Origin of the sequence: Pedobacter nutrimenti (genome assembly GCF_032678445.1) — a bacterium.
GTDB classification, from domain to species: Bacteria; Bacteroidota; Bacteroidia; order Sphingobacteriales; family Sphingobacteriaceae; genus Pedobacter; species Pedobacter nutrimenti_A.
Genome location: NZ_JAVTSQ010000003.1, coordinates 364,637 through 381,287, shown reverse-complemented (window position 1 = coordinate 381,287; position 16,651 = coordinate 364,637). Strand labels below are relative to the sequence as shown.

Here is a 16,651-nt window from a genome sequence, read left to right as displayed (position 1 = left end):
GACTTTCATCAGCATGGGATAAATCAATGTGTAACCGACTTATTTATTAACTCAACTAACCCAAAAGTATGCATAATATTACTTTTAACCTAGGTATGCCGCATTTGTGGCTGCCGCCTAAACTGCTATTAATTATGAGGCTGATCATAATTATACTAACCACCTGCCTGATGCAGGTCAGTGCCGCTACCTTTGCGCAGAAACTAACCTATGCCAAGAACGGAGCGAGCCTGGAAGAAGTGTTTAAAGAAATCAGGAAACAAACAGGCTATAACGTATTTTATTCTAATAAAAAGATTGATGATACCAGAAAGATAGATGTGCATTTTAAGGACGCGGAATTGAAGGATGTGCTGGAGGTATGCGTAGAGAAGCAATCTTTAGAATATACGATAGATGATAAGAATATTTTTATAAAACCTAAAGACCCTACCTTTCTGGAACGCCTGGCTAATCGCTGGGCTAGCATTGACGCTAACGGTAGGGTTGTGGATTCGGAGAATCGGCCGCTTCCTGGCGCGAGCGTGAAGGTAAAGAAAACGGGAAAGGCTGTGAGTACGGATGAGAAGGGAAGGTTTTTTTTGAGAGGAGTGGAAGAGGGTGCTGTGCTGGTGGTGAGTTTTATCGGGTATTTGCCAAAGGAAGTGAGTGCTTCGGCGAATATGGGGAGTGTGGTGCTGGAGCAGAGTTTGTCTAAGCTGGATGAAGTTCAGGTGATAGCTTATGGTACAACCACGCAGCGGCTTTCTACAGGTAATGTGACCACGATTAAGGCAGATGTGATTGAGAAGCAGCCAGTGAATAATCCGCTGTTGGCTTTGCAGGGGCGAGTACCAGGATTGTTTATTGAACAGGCGACCGGATTTGCGGGGACGGGAGTTAAGGTAAGGATACAAGGGCAGAATAGTATGAATTATGGGAGTGATCCATTGTATGTTATTGATGGTGTTCCTTATGCTTCTCAGTTATTGCCAGGAGGTAATCCAATTATGGATGGGTCTGTAAATCCAAACATGAGTGCTGGTAGTCCATTAAGCTTCATTAACCCTTCGGATATTGAAAGTATAGACGTATTAAAAGATGCTGATGCTACAGCTATTTATGGTTCTCGTGCTGCTAATGGAGCGATATTGATTACTACTAAAAAAGGAAAAGCGGGAGATACTAGAGTGAATTTGAATCTTCAATCTGGTTGGGCTAAGGTTCCCCGTAAACTGGATCTAATGAATTCTCAGCAATATCTGGAAATGAGAAGGGAAGCTTTCAAAAATGATGGTATCGCCGCTCCTGATTCAGGTCCCTATGTGGATAGTGACCTGAATGGCAATTGGGATACCTCTCGTTATACCGATTGGCAGAAAGAATTGATTGGAGGAACGGCTGCCTATCAGGATTTGAATGCTTCCGTGTCCGGTGGAAATGAACGGACTAACTTTTTAGTGGGAGCAGGCCATCATAGGGAAACGACTGTTTTTCCTGGTAAGTATGCGGATAGTAAGACCTCCGTACATTTCAATCTCAATAATACCTCCGTTAACCAGAAATTTAAGATTGGATTTTCAGGAAGTTATTTACTTGATGACAATAAATTGCCTAATCAAGATCTGACAGGTATTGCAATGCAGCTAGCTCCTGTAGCTCCAGCTTTATTTAAAGCTGATGGCAGTATCAACTGGGCTCCGGATGTTTCGGGAAATACAACCTTTATAAATAATCCGATTGGTTTTATGTTCAATAGTTTTCTAAATAATACATCGAATTTGATGACTAATATGACCCTGAGCTACCAACTTTTACCTGGATTGGAAGTCAAGAGTGTTTTTGGTTACAATAACTTAAAGTCGAATATAATCAATAAGAATCTGCTTCAGTCTCAACCACCTGAATTGCTTCCTTATATCAAAAGGGTAAGTTATTTTATAAATCAAAATATCAATTCCTGGTCTATTGAGCCACAAATAACCTATAATCGTAGTATAAGCAAAGGCCGACTGGAAATGCTTTTTGGTACTACAATTTCTAAGAATGCCAGTTTAGGCTCGGTAATTTATGCATCTGGTTTTAGTAATGATTTGGTGATGGATGATATTCTTTCTGCAACAAGTTTAAGTGCCATTTCATCAGTTAATTCCATTTATAAATACAATGCAGCATTTGGTCGGATCAATTATAACTGGGAAGATAAATATATTTTGAACATTACTGGCAGGAGGGACGGAAGTTCAAGGTTTGGACCTAAAAGTCAGTTCCATAATTTTGGAGCTCTAGGGGGCGTCTGGATCTTTTCTAATGAACCTCTGATTAAAGAACAATTAGGTTTGCTGAGTTTTGGGAAGCTTAGAGTTAGTTATGGCTCCACAGGCAGCGATCAAATCGGGGACTATAGATTCTTAAGTCTGTATGATCCACTTCCGCAAAGTATCGCTTATCAGGGAGTGGTGGCTTATCAGCCTAACCGTTTGACTAACCCCTATCTGGAGTGGGAAGAGACCAGGAAGTTACAATTTGGACTGGACCTGGGATTTCTCAAAGACAGAATACTACTTAATACAAATTATTATAGAAACCGTTCCTCTAATCAACTAAGTAGCTATACTCTTCCAGTAACTACAGGATTTTTGTTTATAGACCAGAATAAAACGGATAAAGTAGAAAATTCAGGATGGGAGTTTGCTATCACAAGTACGAATTGTCAAAATAAGAATTTTAAATGGACAAGCGGTATCAATTTTACGATACCTAAAACTTTGTTAACTGCTACCAATGATACTCGTTTTCCTTTTAAGCCCATTACTGGAGATCCATTAACGGCGGTACGTTTATATCATTTCTTAGGTGTGGATCCAGCAACAGGAATATATCAATTTGAAGATCGTAATGGAAATCCTACGTCTAGTCCTGATCGTAATTCAGATGCAATGGTTATGATTGATACTGCGCCTAAATTTTATGGTGGGTTCCAAAATTCTCTTTCCTATAAAGGTTTTGAACTAGACTTTCTGTTTTCTTTTGTAAAACAGATTGCCAGAAATCAAGGATTTGGATTTAACCTGCCAGGTTATGCTTATGGTCAAGGAAATCAATTGTCATCTTTGTTGGATCGGTGGCAGAAACCCGGTGATATTTCGAGTATACAGAGATTTTCAACGAACAGTTATGGTATATTATCACAAGCTTTGAATAACGTATATGACAGCGATGCGGCCTGGACAGATGCGTCTTATATCCGTCTAAAGAATGTTTCGCTTTCCTGGCAACTGCCTCAGGTTTGGAGTAAACGTGCACATTTACAGACCTGCAGTTTATTTGCTCAGGGACAGAATTTATGGACTTTTACCAGTTACAATGGTTTAGATCCAGAAACAAAAAGTTCATCAACGCTTCCTCCCTTAAGGGTAATTACCATCGGTTTAAAAGCCGCTCTATAAATGTTTTTCAATCTAAAAAATAACAAAATGAAATGTATAATAATCTCCGGTTTGACTTTAGTACTTTCAGCTTGTATACTTTCGAGCTGTAGAAAACTCGTTGAGGTAGACGGCCCGACAACTAGTGTCAGTTCTAAAAATGTTTATAACAATGACGCAACAGCGATAGGTGCGATCACCTCTTTGTATGTGAATTTGAGTAATGGGGGCTCTGTAAATCAAACAGAACTCAGTGGATTATCTGGTGTTGCCGGGGTATCCGCAGATGAACTGAATTATTATGCAGGTGCAGGAGACCAAACATTGGCAGTATATTATCAAAATGCACTTTCCTCATTAAACGTCGGCAATGATTTTTGGGGCACTGTTTATCAAAGACTGTATGTGGTGAATGCTGCCTTGGAAGGATTGGAATCTTCTTCTAGGATAACACCAGTAGTTAAACAACATTTAATTGGTGAAGCCTATTTTATGCGGGCTTTCTATTATTTCTATTTGGTGAACTTATATGGTGACGTGCCCCTTGTGTTGAGCACAGATTATACAGTCAATGCTGTAATTAAACGAACTCCAAAAAGCTTGGTTTACGGTCAAATTGTTACGGACTTAATGGTGGCGCAGAGCTTGTTAGGTAGTGGATATTTGAAGGGAGATGGGATAACTGAGTATTCCCCAGGATCGGAAGAACGGGTCAGGCCTAACAAATGGGCTGCAACTGCAATGCTGGCCAGAACTTATTTTTTTATGGGGAGATGGACAGATGCTGAAGCAGCAGCTACGTTGGTGTTGTCAAATCATTTATCTTTTCAGTTGGAATCCTTGGAAAACGTATTCCTAAAAAATAACCCTGAAGCACTTTGGCAATTACAACCTACTAAAGTAGGGTTTAATACCCAAGAAGCACAATGGTTCGTCATACCAATTGAAGGGCCGGGTGCTAGCAATCCAGTTTATTTGAGTAACGATCTGCTTGATGATTTTGAAACAGGTGATCGACGTAAGGACAGTTGGATAGGTAGTGTAAATGCAAATGGCACTGTCTATTATTATCCATACAAATACAAAGTGAAACGATCTTCTATAGCGGATGCTCCGGTTACGGAATATAGTACGGTAATTCGTTTGGCTGAATTATATTTGATTCGAGCTGAATCCAGGGCAGAACTAGGTAAGCTATCTGATGCGATTTCGGATGTAGATCAAATCAGGAAGAGAGCAGGATTATCTTTGATTAGGGATATCAATCCGAATATCAATCGAGAAGACCTAGTTAGGCTTATTCAAAAAGAACAACGAATCGAGCTTTTTACAGAATGGGGGCACCGATGGTTAGACTTAAAACGGACAGGCAAAGTTGACGAAGTAATGGCCAAAGTTACACCTAAGAAAAGTAATGGAGGAATCTGGAAGAGCTACCAGCAGTATTATCCGATTTCGTCTTTCGAATTACAGAGTAACCCCAGTTTAACCCAAATTGTTGGGTATTAACATTAATAATATGAGATTTTTTTTAACGATGATTTTGTTTTTCTGTGCAAACAAACTGTTCGCGCAGAAACAAGTTATAGATTCCATAGCTTATAAGCAGTGGGCCAAACCGGAAATACCAACAATTTGCAAGAATGGAGAGTATTTGTTTACAATAAAAGATGTACCAGTTGGCAGTAAGATTTTGATTGTTCAATCTAAAAATGGTAAGTGGAAAAGGGAATTTAAAGGAGGAATGAAAGATGGGTCAACACCGGCTTTGAGCGATAAATACTTCTTCTTTATCAACAAGAACGATAGCTTAGGTATGCTTACGCTCGGAACAAGTCAAATTAAATATCTTCCAAAGATTGCCAGGTGTCGTCTTCTTGAAATAAAAGATCGTCAATACATGGCGTATTTATCTAAATATAATTATAAAGCGTTGGTAGTTATGGACTTAAATTCTGGGAAGGAGCGATCTTTTACTGATGTAGGGAGCTGGGATTTTGATAAGGATGTATTGGTTTTATACAAGCCTGTTAACAGGTATGATAAGAAGCAATCGATAAATCTTGCGGATATTACGACTGGAAGAATGTCAAAAATATGGGAAGGGTACAAACCAGAAAATTTAATCCTGGATGTTAAGCATAGACAATTGGCGTTCAAGTCAGGGGATTCGGTTTGGTACTATAAATTTAACACCGCTAATGCTGTTTGTGTCTCTAATAAAAATTCTTTAGGTATCGAGGCTGAGCTTAGCTTGGGTTATCTGGAATCCTTTAGTAAGGATGGGAAGTTTATATTTACCTCATTGATTGGAAAAAGGGAATCTATTAAACCTGAAAATGGAGTTGTAGAAATCTGGAGCTATACAGATGTACAATTGCAAACTGAACAGGAAAAAACTTCTACTGATCAAAAATATCTTGCGGTAATTGATATAGAGAATCATCGTTTGATACATCTACAGAAGCAACAAAGAGAATGGTTTCAATTTTCAAAATCTGAAGATGATATAGCTACTGTAGGATTGGTGGAGAATTTTGTGATAGGTGCTCCTTGGAATGCTGCTTATAAACCAACCAATTGGGATTTGGTCAGCTTAAAAAATGGCAATAGAAAGCATTTAAGTTTTCTGGATAATTTGAATGCTAGACTCTCTCCTTTCGGGAAATATATTGTTTATTTTGATGGGAAACAGCAAGCTTATTTCAGTTATGAGATTACAACAGAGAAAATACGAAACTTAACTAAAGGAATCAATGTTACGTGGGCAAATATAAATAGAGATGATGCTCCTGGAGCTTTATTTTATAGCCGAGGACTAGCTGCCTGGTTGAAAGATGACGAAGCCGTCTTGGTTTATGATCGATATGATATTTGGATACTTGATCCATTGAATAGGAAAAAGCCAATAAACCTGACGAATGGTTATGGAATGGAAAATAGGATTGTGTTTGATCTCACATTCGACGCGGATGTCAGCAAAGACTCCAGATTGTATTTGACTGCTTTTAATACGGAAAATAAAAACAACGGCTTTTATCTCAAACAATTGAATAAAGCTGGAGATCCAGAGCTTTTATATATGGGACCTTATTTGTTTCAAACAAATGGTACTTCCGATCCAGATGTTTATGATTCTGCACTGGGGAAGGCAAGGAATACAAAGGTGTATATTGTTAAGCGAATGAACGCAACTGATGCTCCAAATTATTTTAGTACAAGGGATTTTAAAACTTTTACTAGATTGACTGATTTACAGCCTCAGAAGGAGTATAATTGGTATACTACAGAACTACATACTTGGAACTCGCTTGATGGGAGGAAACTACAGGGGGTTCTCTATAAACCGGAAGACTTTGATCCTAATAGAAAGTACCCAATTATATTTCACTATTACGAACGTAAATCAGACGAATTGAATTCATTTATTACCCCAGAACCACTGTGCAGTTCCTGTATGATTGATATTCCAACTTATGTAAGTCATGGATACTTGGTGTTTATTCCAGATATATATTATAAAATAGGGGATCCAATGCAGGGTACTTATGACGCGGTAGTTTCCGCTGCTAACTATGTTTCTACATTGCCCTTTGTTAACGTAAAGAAGATCGGACTTCAGGGATGTAGCTTCGGAGGACTTCAAACAAATTATCTTGTGACTCATACAGATAAATTTACAGCAGCGGTTTCCACCTCTGGATTATCAAATATGGTTAGTGCGTATGGTGATATTTATCCAGATGGGGGCGAAAGTATGGAAATGTTTTTTGAAACGGGTCAACTCCGTATGGGCAAATCTTTTTGGGAGATTCCTGATTGCTACATTAAAAATTCGCCAATTTTTAACCTTCATATGGTGAAAACACCTATTCTAATCATGCACACAAAAAAAGATGGAAGCGCAGCAAGCTATAAAGACGCGCAACAATTTTTTACAGGGTTAAGGCGAATGGGAAAGAGAGCCTGGATGTTGGTGTATTCAGATGGAAATCATGGAGTTTGGAAAAAGGAGGAGGTAAATGATTTTAGTATGCGAATGATGCAGTTTTTTGATTACTATTTAAAAGATAAGCCGGCTCCACTCTGGATGATTGACGGTGTTCCAGTTGAAAACAGAAGTTGGAAAGTTGGGCTTGAATTAGATACACAAGGAAGAACTCCCGGCTCAGGAATACTGACACTCTCAGAGCAAGCTAAAGTAGACAGCTTAATGACAAGAAAACCTATAACAATTACACTGAAGTAAGTAAAACGAAAAGCAAGAAAAACTAATAATAAACATATGAAAAGAATAGTATTAGGTTTGGCTTTATTAAGCCTTACAAGCCTAGGCTTTGCTCAAAAAAAGACTGATTATGCAACGGTACCTTCCTTGGTAAAAGAAGCCAAAGAAAAGGGGAATGCCAAGTTCGCTGATTCCCTGGCACAAGATTATATCAATAATTATCTGTTTAAATTGAAGGAAGAACAACTGGTGAAGAAAGACAATTTGTCGTTTATCAGTGAAAACATGAATACTACAGATAGTAGGGGATTTAAACTTTTTTTCAAACAACGGAGTAAAATAAACTCAGTTTTAGGGCCTGATAAAGCTGAATATGCAATTAGGTACGCAATAGCTAAGCAGTTTATTCCTAAAGAAACCAGAGAAAATTCAGCAGTAATAAATTGGGAGAAATTGGAATATACGGTTACCACAAAATTTGGTGCTTTAGGGCAAGAAGTGGTATACGGAAGCAAAATGCAGTATTATTTTAATGCTAAGGACTGGAACAATTATGGTAAATACTATATGCTTTATTTTGAAAAGGCACTAAAGAGACCAGAATATTATGTTAATAACCTAACCTGGCCACTATTTGAAAACGTAAATGATCCTAAAGTATTAAAATTTGCCTGTGATGTGGTGATGAAGTACGCAATGGATGAATGGTATCAAAATGATCCCGAGGCACATGATACTTATGCAAATCTGTTGTATAAAACAGGAAAGACGGCCCAAGCAATTAAATGGGAGGAGAAAGCTGTTCAAATGAAAAAGGGACAACCTGATGAAAAGGTATATACAGATGCTTTAGATAAAATGAAAAAGGGTTTGCCTACCTGGAGCACGTCAACTAATAATAATAACTAATCTATCATAATCATGAAGATGACATTCTTATCCATCATGATACTCCTATCAGTATTGATTTTAGTATCCTGCAAAAAACAAGAAATTAAAACGACTCCATTGGCGAGTATTCAAATCACCAATGCTGTAACCGGTGGAAGCACTCTCCAGTTTGGAACGAACACAGCGATTATTCCAAATAATGCCTATTCAACTTATGATATTTTAACGGGAAATCAGGTGTTGAAATTATCATCAACCGTTGCACCCAATTCGGTGTATTATAACCAGACGAAGGATTTTGTAAACGGAGGGGTGTACTCGCTGTTTTTAACAGGAACTCCTGTTGCTGTAGAATCTGTGTTAATCAAAGAAGAGAATATTCCTTCACACATGAACAATGTATTTGGTGCAAGAGTGATTAACCTGGTTACCGGTGGTGTTCCCATAAGTGTAAACTTACAAGGAAGCGCTAATGGTTCATTTATAAGTGGCCTAGTTTACAAAGCGATTTCGACTTTCAGAGATGTTTCTGCATTGGATTCAGAAGGGGATAAGATCTTTGAATTCAGAAATGCCGCTACGGGCGATCTGATTACTTCGTTTACTATACCCAGTTATGACCTGCCAAGGTTCAGGAATATTACCCTTGCGTTTTCCGGAGGTGTGGGTACTGAGACCGTAATCAGAACTAATCATTATTGATATTAAAATAGTGAACTATGAATCTTAAAACAAGAATTGTGATTATAGATGTGATTTCAGCGCTGTTTATCCTGCTATTTGTCTATGCTGCTTTAACTAAAGTGACCGATTATCAAAAATTCAGAATTGAACTGGGCAAATCTCCTTTGTTAAACAGTTATGCTAGGATCATTGCTGTCGTAGTACCTGGAATAGAACTGCTGATTTCTCTACTAATAGCCATTAAACGATTTCAGTATTATGCTATGTACCTTGCATTTAGTTTGATGGCTGTTTTTTCGGCCTATATCTTAGCCATTTTAAAATTCAGCCCCTATGTCCCATGTTCTTGTGGGGGCATTTTACAAAACATGAACTGGACCCAGCATTTGATCTTCAATCTAGGATTTCTATTGCTGGCTGCTGCAGCTATTTTATTTTATCCTAAAAAGACCAAAGTGCTTACTCTAGAATAAGAAGGCAGGTCTGCATCCTTGAAATTGCAGGCAATTAACTTAATAACAAAAGAATGAAATTCAGAAATTTATTAATGACAGCTGCTTTTCTGTTAGCTGTTACTTCAACCTTTGCCATTAAAGCAAATGGAAAGCTGGTCTATTATTTTTCTTATAAGATTGGGGATAAATGCTATGTTGCCAATAGTCAGTTAAGTCCATCATCAGATTGTAGCCAATCATATACGGGCACCCAATGTACATATATAGGACGGCCTGCCTATGTTTACGACATTACTGGATTCCCTCCTCCAACATGTACAATTCCTTTAAGACGGCCTTAATTATTTCAATTTGCCTGGGTTATTTATAACCCAGGCTATATACCTTTTTTCATGATGTTTAAGAGAATTTTATTGCTGTTAATATGCCTTTTGGGTAGTGTTTTGACGGTCATTTTATTGTGCTTCTTTTCGAATAGTTTTAGGCAGAATAAAAATAATTTTATCCGTTTGCTGCCTCCTTCTAAAGTGACGCCAGGTAATATTTTAGATTTTAAGACTGGCGGCTGGAATTATGCAGGTTATAGCGGGGATTCCATTTATATAGGGAATTTGTATGCACCCGACAGGCTGGTTAGGATTGACTCTGATTTAAAAGATACCCTGGCCGTGAAGCTGGGTCTTCCAGATCGTACCAAATTAACTAAAGGCTATTTTAATTTGGTGGATGTTGCTTCAGTATATACCCTGGATGGAAATCAGCCCTTACTGCTTGCAGGAAATATTTTGGACAGAATTCTTAAACCAGCTTCTAAACCACCTTATTTTACCCAGGCTATTCATACAGGAGGTAATTCCTTTGTTTTAAGGGTTGTGCAAGCTGGTCAAAACAAGTTGGTTACTTACAGGACAGATTCGGCAGGATTCATTATGCCTGCAAACCTTTTGGAAAAACAGGTGGATGGGATTTTCTGTACAGACGGAAACCTGGTTAAAATTCCAAATTCTAATAAGATCATTTATGTGTATTACTACCGGAACCAGTTTATCTGCGCAGATAACAACCTGAACTTATTATACAAAGGAAAAACCATTGATACGGTTTCCCATGCCCATATTAAAGTAGATTATATCAAATCAACTAATGAAACAACGATTTCCTCGCCACCGCTGTATGTAAACAAGCAAAGTTCGGCGAATGAAAAATATTTGTTTATCCATTCGGCATTGATAGCAGATAATGAAGTCGCGGAATCCTTAGAGAAGGTATCGGTAATTGATGTCTATGCCGTGAAAGACGGAAAATACCAGTTCAGTTTTTACCTGCCTGATTTCAATGGAAAGAAACTAACGGACTTTAGGGTTTACGGACAATCGCTCTATGCTCTTTACGATCACTACTTGTATAAATACCAATTGAATTTTTAGAACGAATCACATATGAAATATAAAATATTAACTCTGATGCTCTTTTTAATGGTAGGGTATACTGCGGTAGCACAACAGGTGCTGCCGCTTTACCCGGATACTATTCCTGGAAGTACGGTCAAACTATCCAAAGAAGAAGAGCCAACTTTGACCCTATATCTGCCCATTAAAGAAAAAGCTACAGGAACAGCTGTCCTGGTCATCCCGGGAGGAGCATATGGTTTCCTGGCTTTTGAAGAAGAAGGAATTGCTATAGGCAAAGCCTTCGCTGAAAAAGGAATTGCAGCTTTTGTGCTTAAATATCGGTTGCCAAAAAGGGAAACCATGAAGGATAAAAGCTTCGGACCACTAATGGATGCGCAGCAAGCTATGAAAGTGATCCGGTCTAATGCGGTAAACTGGAACCTCAATCCTGCAAGGGTAGGTGTAATTGGGTATAGTGCAGGAGGGCATTTGGCTTCCACATTGGGTACTCATTTTTCCAAGAGCTATATCCCCAATAAAGAGAACCTCAGCCTTCGGCCAGACTTTATGATCCTGGTTTATCCGGTGATCAGCATGAGTGATCAGCTCACCCATATGGGTTCCAAGATTAATTTATTGGGCATGGAGCCATCGAAAGAAAAAGTGGATCTGTTTTCTAATGAACTTCAGGTAACTAAGGAAACTCCTCCAACGTATTTGACCCATTGCGGTGATGACAGTATCGTAGATGTAAATAACAGCATTGTGTTTTATCAGGCTTTGCAGAAGAATGGGGTAGATGCGGAATTGCATTTGTTTCCGAAAGGGAATCATGGGTTTACGCAAAGGTTGGCTGTAAGTGAGTGGATGGATCCGATGCTGGGGTTTATGAAGAGGGAGGGGTTTTGAAATGAAAAACCATCCTTTTAAGATCTGTATAGTTCTAATGCTGCTGTTTAGACTTCCGGCGGTTGCCCAAAATAAAACGATAGATAAAATTATCGCTGTGGTTGGAAATGAAATTGTATTGCTGTCTGATTTAAACATGCGGCAAGTACAATACATTAGTGCTGGCACCGCTCAAAATCAGGTTAGCCCATGTTATATTCTGCAGCAGATTCTTGTTCAAAAGCTATTGAAACAACAAGCCATGATAGATTCTATTATGGTTGATGACAATCAGGTTGATCAGGAAATCGACAGAAGAATTCGCGCCAGCATTCAAAGGGCCGGAGGAGAAGAAAGATTAGAACAGTTTTTGAATAAATCTATATTACAGTACAAGGATGAAATCCGCCCTGAGATCAAAGATTTATTGATTGCTGATAAAATGCAGGGTAAAATCACTGAAAATGTTAGTATAACACCCAGGGAAGTAGAACAATATTTTAAATCCTACAAGAAAGATAGTTTGCCGGACATTGGAACAGAATACGAAATTGGGGAGATTGTACTTCATCCGGAGTTAAGCAAATTGGAAAAACAGAAGTATTTTGATAAACTGGATGCCATAAGATTGAGGGTAAAGAGTGGTGAGGGCTTTGGGTTTCTGGCAAAAACCTATTCTGAAGATCCTGGATCGGCTGCGGAAGGTGGAGATCTTGGGTTCTTTGATCGGGGAACCATGGTCAAAGAGTTTACCGCGATGGCGTTTAAGCTTAAAGCAGGAGAAGTCTCTCCGGTTTTCGAGACGGAAAATGGCTTTCATATTTTACAGGTATTAGAGCGCAGAGGAGAGCAGGTTCATGCCAGGCATATTTTGATCATTCCCAAAACAACTGCTTTAAGTCTGGAGCGGCTTAAAAACCATGCGGATACGATTTATGCGGATCTAACAGCTAAGAAACTGAGTTTTTCAGATGCAGCGGCCAGGTATTCTGATAATAAACAGAGTAAATATAACGGTGGGATGTTGCTGTATGCCGATGAGGTAACGACAAGAACCATTTCAATTCCGGCTGAAAAGTTAGATCCAAAGATCTTTTTGGTGGTAGATACCATGAAGGCTCCTGAGATTTCAAAGCCCGTATTTTTCTCTGGTGCAGATGGAAAAGATGGTTATAAGATACTTTTTCTGAAATCGAAGGTAGCCCCGCACAAGGGGAATCTTAATCAGGACTATGTTAAGTTTAAGGAAAGGGCACAGGAATTAAAAGTGAATAAAGCTTTGAGTGAATGGTTTGAGAAGCGTAGGGGAAGTACCTTTATCAAAATTGATGCTGATTATCTAGGATGTAAAGAGCTGGAAATTTGGAGAAAGAAGGTTAAAGATTAATCACCTAAATACAATGCCTCCTAGCCCCTGTCTTTTTTAATGGTTTAGATGGCGGGGGCGCAAGAAGAGGTTGGTTTGATTCTAATGACGAACGGGCGATAATTAATGAATTATAAAATGAATATTATGAAAGTTAGAATTATACTGCTTATGGCTACTGCCTTGTCAATTTTTTGGTTAAATGACACAAAAGCACAGCAACAATATCACATGCAACCAGTGCCCATTCAAAGCCGCTGGGCAAAGGAGGTTTCTCCTACTAATGCACTTAAGGAATATCCTCGTCCGGCTATGGTACGTTCGGGTTGGACGAACTTAAATGGGCTTTGGGATTATACCGTTACACCAAAGGATCAGGAGACGAAGGTCCTTGCTGAAGGTAAGATCTTGGTGCCTTATCCGATTGAATCTGCATTGTCGGGAGTAAAACGGGCATTGCTTCCTTTGGAGCAATTGACCTATAAGCGTGGTTTTTCTAAACCAACGCTTCGCTCAGGGGAAAAGGTGTTGCTGCATTTTGGTGCGGTAGATTGGAAATCTTCAATATTTGTGAATGGTAAACCCGTTGGGGAACATAACGGTGGGTATACGGAGTTTTCTATGGATATTACCGATGCGTTAGTTAGTGGTGATAATTCTTTAGTGGTAAAGGTGTTGGATCCGACGGATCAGGGTGTAGGTCCGCATGGAAAGCAGGTGTTGAACCCTGCTAATATTTATTATACACCAACCTCGGGAATCTGGCAGACGGTGTGGATGGAAGTTGTGCCGGCGGTGTATATTGAGGGGTTAATGATGACGCCGGATATTGATAAGGGGGTGTTGAATTTAGTGGTTAACCTCCCTGTGCAGACAGGAATCTCTCCAGAGTATAGTGTAGAGGTAGAATACTTTACCCCTTCCGTCATCTCGACAGAGCCTAGCGACGAGAGATCTGTAAGCAAAAAACAGGTTTCTCAGTCGTTCCTCCTTCGAAATGACGGCGTTGGGGCTAATAACATAGCGCTTAAAATACCGAATGCTAAGCTATGGTCACCAGCATCGCCGTTTTTGTACGACCTCATTGTGAGGTTAAAAAAGGGTGGGAAGGTTGTAGATGAGGTTAAAAGTTATTTCGGGATGCGGAAGATTAGTATAGGGAAAGATGAAAAGGGAATTGACCGGATTTTTTTAAACAATAAGCCTTATTATAATTTGGGTACACTTGACCAAGGTTTCTGGCCCGATGGGTTATATACTGCGCCAACGGATGAAGCGCTGGCTTTTGATATTAAAGCGATAAAAGCCATGGGTTTCAATACCATTCGTAAACACATTAAAGTGGAGCCTGCCCGCTGGTATTACCATGCGGATAAAATAGGGATGCTGGTTTGGCAGGACATGGTGAATCCCAATCAGGGATTGCCGGAAGGTGCGAAGGAAGCTTTTGAAGCCCAGGCAAAGGAAACCATCGCCCAATTACACAATTATCCGTCTATTGTGACCTGGGTGTTGTTCAATGAGAAATGGGGACAATATGACCAACAGCGTTTAACAGAATGGATTAAAACTACAGATCCTTCCAGGATTGTGAATGGACATTCTGGCGAATTGCTTTATGTAAACAACGAGCTGCGGAGTCCTTCGCCCAATGCTTATGTATCGGCTGATATGACCGATGTGCATGCTTATCCTGATCCGATGATGCCGGTCCGCCAGGAAGGAAAAGCACTGGTTTGTGGCGAATTTGGTGGTATTGGCGTTTTTATACCTGAACACCAGTGGTTAACAGGATCTGCCTGGGGATATGTTCAGGAGAAAGCCGTTGGCTTGATGGCAAAATACAAAGGCATGAATGAGCAATTGGAGTCGTTTGAAAAACAGGGGTTATCGGGATCTATTTACACCCAGCCTTTTGATGTGGAAGGGGAGCAGAATGGACTGATGACTTATGACAGGGAAGTGGTCAAAATTCCTTTTGCGGAATTGCGCAAGATTCATGCTGGTTTGAACCCGGATTTACAGATCTCTCGTCGCTACGCTTCCCTCGAGATGACGGGTGACTATGGGGTGACTGCTGAGGATGCAGATTTAAGGGAACCTGTGGTCATATACAAAGAGCTGCATGATCAATACCTTGCTGGTAAACGTGATGCCGGGTTTTTGAAGAAAATGGCAATGATGGCCATACAGGCGGGAGATAAGGCTGGCGTAAGCTTGGCTGGTTCGGCTTATATTGCTGGTCTAAAAATGCCGCTGAAGAATGAAGATATCAATGGTGTGATCCAGTTTACAAGCAGCACGAAAGATCCTGGGTTCAGTTTTATGAATGCCAATGCGGAAGCATTTAAAAAGGTAATGGGTGATCGTAAATACACCATCGCCATAGCGAATATGATCAATAAGGGTGAAATAGAGCCTCTGATGAATGTTGCTGGAAATACAGACTGGGCAGCCATTGAGGCTGCGGTTAAACCATTCGGCCTTCCTGGTGAAGAAATCTTTTTACGTGCCAAGACGGTTGATCTTTATTACAAACAAGACTGGAAGAATTATGTTCCTGCGGCATCGGCATACCTGGCGAAGTTTGGCGCTAATGTTAAAGAAAATGAAAAGCAGATGTTCCAGGCGGCTATTGATCAACATAAGTAATATGAACAGCATCACCATCGGACAAAAAATCAGACAGCTGCGGTTAAGGGAAAGAAAAAACCAGGGCTACTGTGCTAAAATATTGGGACTTTCAACGCCTGCTTTTTCCAAGATTGAGGCTGGCATTACTGACATCAATATCGCGAGGCTGGTACAAATCTCTGAATTGTTTGGTGTAACGCCTGCGAGCTTTTTTGACAGTAGTGAAGAGACGGGATCGGAGTTAAACCGGCAGAGGGAACTGGTGAATGAACTTCAGGCAAAATTGATCAATTGCCTGGAAGGGAAGATGTGTGGTAAAGAAAAATGATCGTACAAATTTAGACAACTTATGAAAGAAAATTTTATTCCGGAAAGCAAGGTTATGGCTTTTGTGGAGCATGTGAAAGGAAAATCCTTTGTGATCGCTGATGTTGCAGTGGCATTAGGAATAGATGAAGAAGAGGCAGTGAGTATATTGATTTACTTGTTGGAGAATAAGCTGCTGGAGGTGACTTGTACCTGGGTGCCTAAGGGGGTGAAAATATAATTTCTGATCGCGCTGAACCTTCCAGGTTCTGAGGCTTGATCAGTAAATCATATTTTCTTGGGTGCAGACCGGAGAGGGTGCACTCCTCTCTGCCCTGTGGGCATCTCTCCTCGGGGAGGAGAGAGATAGCGATGGTGTTAACGAGTGTGCTAGGTAAGGC

At 39.8% G+C, this 16,651-nt stretch carries 12 protein-coding genes; all 12 read left to right on the top strand.

Annotation, left to right across the window (positions count from 1 at the left end; genetic code table 11):
• Positions 1–134 precede the first annotated feature (134 nt).
• On the top strand, positions 135–3,428 hold the full coding sequence (locus tag R2S08_RS06820; RefSeq protein WP_316834448.1) for a SusC/RagA family TonB-linked outer membrane protein: 3,294 nt from the start codon (positions 135–137) through the stop codon (positions 3,426–3,428).
• Positions 3,429–3,455: 27 nt separating this feature from the next.
• Complete coding sequence (locus R2S08_RS06815) at positions 3,456–4,916, top strand: RagB/SusD family nutrient uptake outer membrane protein (protein ID WP_316834447.1); 1,461 nt, start codon at positions 3,456–3,458, stop codon at positions 4,914–4,916.
• Positions 4,917–4,926: 10 nt separating this feature from the next.
• The gene (locus tag R2S08_RS06810) at positions 4,927–7,656 is read left to right on the top strand and encodes an alpha/beta hydrolase family protein (protein WP_316834446.1); all 2,730 of its coding nucleotides are present in this window, start codon (positions 4,927–4,929) and stop codon (positions 7,654–7,656) included.
• A 36-nt stretch (positions 7,657–7,692) separates the two neighbouring features.
• Positions 7,693–8,544: a hypothetical protein gene (locus R2S08_RS06805; protein WP_316834445.1), complete on the top strand. Its 852-nt coding sequence runs from the start codon at positions 7,693–7,695 to the stop codon at positions 8,542–8,544.
• A gap of 12 nt (positions 8,545–8,556) precedes the next feature.
• Entirely contained in the window at positions 8,557–9,228 is a 672-nt protein-coding gene (locus tag R2S08_RS06800) for a hypothetical protein (RefSeq protein WP_316834444.1), read from the top strand.
• A 17-nt stretch (positions 9,229–9,245) separates the two neighbouring features.
• Positions 9,246–9,683: a MauE/DoxX family redox-associated membrane protein gene (locus R2S08_RS06795; protein ID WP_316834443.1), complete on the top strand. Its 438-nt coding sequence runs from the start codon at positions 9,246–9,248 to the stop codon at positions 9,681–9,683.
• Between the two features lie 374 nt (positions 9,684–10,057).
• Positions 10,058–11,092 (top strand): hypothetical protein, encoded by a 1,035-nt coding sequence (locus tag R2S08_RS06790; protein WP_316834442.1) that lies wholly within the window; start codon positions 10,058–10,060, stop codon positions 11,090–11,092.
• Positions 11,093–11,104: 12 nt separating this feature from the next.
• Entirely contained in the window at positions 11,105–11,965 is an 861-nt protein-coding gene (locus R2S08_RS06785) for an alpha/beta hydrolase (RefSeq protein ID WP_316834441.1), read from the top strand.
• 37 nt (positions 11,966–12,002) lie between these two features.
• Positions 12,003–13,331: a peptidylprolyl isomerase gene (locus R2S08_RS06780; protein WP_316834439.1), complete on the top strand. Its 1,329-nt coding sequence runs from the start codon at positions 12,003–12,005 to the stop codon at positions 13,329–13,331.
• A 126-nt stretch (positions 13,332–13,457) separates the two neighbouring features.
• Positions 13,458–15,962 (top strand): glycoside hydrolase family 2 protein, encoded by a 2,505-nt coding sequence (locus R2S08_RS06775; RefSeq protein WP_316834438.1) that lies wholly within the window; start codon positions 13,458–13,460, stop codon positions 15,960–15,962.
• A gap of 1 nt (position 15,963) precedes the next feature.
• On the top strand, positions 15,964–16,272 hold the full coding sequence (locus R2S08_RS06770) for a helix-turn-helix transcriptional regulator (RefSeq protein ID WP_316834437.1): 309 nt from the start codon (positions 15,964–15,966) through the stop codon (positions 16,270–16,272).
• Positions 16,273–16,293: 21 nt separating this feature from the next.
• Positions 16,294–16,491 (top strand): hypothetical protein, encoded by a 198-nt coding sequence (locus R2S08_RS06765; protein ID WP_316834436.1) that lies wholly within the window; start codon positions 16,294–16,296, stop codon positions 16,489–16,491.
• Positions 16,492–16,651 lie beyond the last annotated feature (160 nt).

Coding starts and splice junctions, on each gene's coding strand:
- R2S08_RS06815 (WP_316834447.1), top strand. CDS start 3,456: ATGAAATGTATAATAATCTCCGGTTTGACTTTAGTACTTTCAGCTTGT.
- R2S08_RS06810 (WP_316834446.1), top strand. CDS start 4,927: ATGAGATTTTTTTTAACGATGATTTTGTTTTTCTGTGCAAACAAACTG.
- R2S08_RS06820 (WP_316834448.1), top strand. CDS start 135: ATGAGGCTGATCATAATTATACTAACCACCTGCCTGATGCAGGTCAGT.
- R2S08_RS06785 (WP_316834441.1), top strand. CDS start 11,105: ATGAAATATAAAATATTAACTCTGATGCTCTTTTTAATGGTAGGGTAT.
- R2S08_RS06795 (WP_316834443.1), top strand. CDS start 9,246: ATGAATCTTAAAACAAGAATTGTGATTATAGATGTGATTTCAGCGCTG.
- R2S08_RS06790 (WP_316834442.1), top strand. CDS start 10,058: ATGATGTTTAAGAGAATTTTATTGCTGTTAATATGCCTTTTGGGTAGT.
- R2S08_RS06800 (WP_316834444.1), top strand. CDS start 8,557: ATGAAGATGACATTCTTATCCATCATGATACTCCTATCAGTATTGATT.
- R2S08_RS06765 (WP_316834436.1), top strand. CDS start 16,294: ATGAAAGAAAATTTTATTCCGGAAAGCAAGGTTATGGCTTTTGTGGAG.
- R2S08_RS06775 (WP_316834438.1), top strand. CDS start 13,458: ATGAAAGTTAGAATTATACTGCTTATGGCTACTGCCTTGTCAATTTTT.
- R2S08_RS06805 (WP_316834445.1), top strand. CDS start 7,693: ATGAAAAGAATAGTATTAGGTTTGGCTTTATTAAGCCTTACAAGCCTA.
- R2S08_RS06780 (WP_316834439.1), top strand. CDS start 12,003: ATGCTGCTGTTTAGACTTCCGGCGGTTGCCCAAAATAAAACGATAGAT.
- R2S08_RS06770 (WP_316834437.1), top strand. CDS start 15,964: ATGAACAGCATCACCATCGGACAAAAAATCAGACAGCTGCGGTTAAGG.